Origin of the sequence: Micromonospora sp. M51 (genome assembly GCF_018070305.1) — a bacterium.
GTDB lineage: Bacteria > Actinomycetota > Actinomycetes > Mycobacteriales > Micromonosporaceae > Micromonospora > Micromonospora parva.
In genome coordinates this window covers 1-1106 of sequence record NZ_JAGPXZ010001220.1, presented here as the reverse complement: position 1 = coordinate 1106, position 1106 = coordinate 1, and the positions used below count along the sequence as shown (strand labels likewise).

The 1106-nt window shown below is 74.6% G+C and carries 1 protein-coding gene; it reads left to right on the top strand.

Going from position 1 to position 1106, the window contains the following annotated elements:
- The first annotated feature begins 134 nt into the window (after positions 1-134).
- Positions 135-890 (top strand): 2-phosphosulfolactate phosphatase, encoded by a 756-nt coding sequence (locus KBX53_RS33830; protein WP_210863906.1) that lies wholly within the window; start codon positions 135-137, stop codon positions 888-890.
- Positions 891-1106 lie beyond the last annotated feature (216 nt).

Sequence of the window (1106 nt, the reverse complement as noted above, 5' to 3'; positions counted from 1 at the left end):
CTCCGAGCCGATCGCCTCGTCGGGCCCGTCCCCGGAGACCGGCGCGGTCGAGCCGATCGGATCAGAACAGCCCGATGGGGCATCCGAGTCTGACCCCGGTGTCACCGAGCCGTCGACCGACGAGCGCTGAGGCGTTGACGGCCGCTGTCTACGGCCAACCCGGATCCGGTGCCCGGTTCGACTGGGGGCTGACCGGGGCGGCCGAGCTCGGTCGGGTCTGCGCAGCGCTGGTGGTGGTGGACGTTCTGTCGTTCACCACCACCGTGGAGGTGGCGGTCGCCAGGGGCATGCGGGTGCACCCGTTCCCCTGGGGTGAGCAGGCCGCCGAGTACGCCGTCCGGGTCGGCGCGACCGCTGCCGTCGGGCGGCGGCAGACGACCCCGGACCATCCGTGGTCGCTCTCGCCCGCCGCGCTGAGCACCGCACCCGTGGTGGCGGACCTCGTGCTGCCCTCGCCGAACGGCTCCGCCATCAGCGCCGCCGCCAGCGCCACCGGCCTGCCGGTGGTCGCGGCGTGCCTGCGCAACGCACGCGCCGTCGGGGGTTGGCTGCGCCGCCAGGGGTACGGCACTGTGGACGCCCCGATCGGCGTGATCGCCTCGGGGGAACAGTGGCCGGACGGGTCGCTGCGCCCGTCGGTGGAGGACCAACTCGGCGCCGCGTCGGTGCTGGACGCCCTCTCCGGCGTACCGGGTGGGCTGTCGGTGGAGGCGGCCATGGCGCTCGCCGCGCTGGCGAGCACCCCGGATGTGCCCGCCGCCGTGCGGGGCAGCGTCTCCGGGCGGGAGTTGACCGAGACCGGCTTCGCCGCGGACGTGGAGGTTGCCGTCCAGATCGGCGTGTCGGACGTGGTGCCGGTGCTCCACCAGGGCGTCTTCTCCGCTGCCTGAGCGAGCCGGCGAGGCCGGTCGCCCGCCAGCCAGGCCTGCCGTCCGCCGACGTCGGCTAGGCCTGACGCCTACCCCCCCCCGCCGGCTAGGCCTCGTCCGCCGACGTCGGCTACGCCGTGGCCCCGCCCGCACCGGTCGTCTGCTGCCGGCGATGATCGACTCGCGTTTCAGAAAATCGGGGTGTCCGGGTCGGTGGGACACCCCGACTCCCTGAAA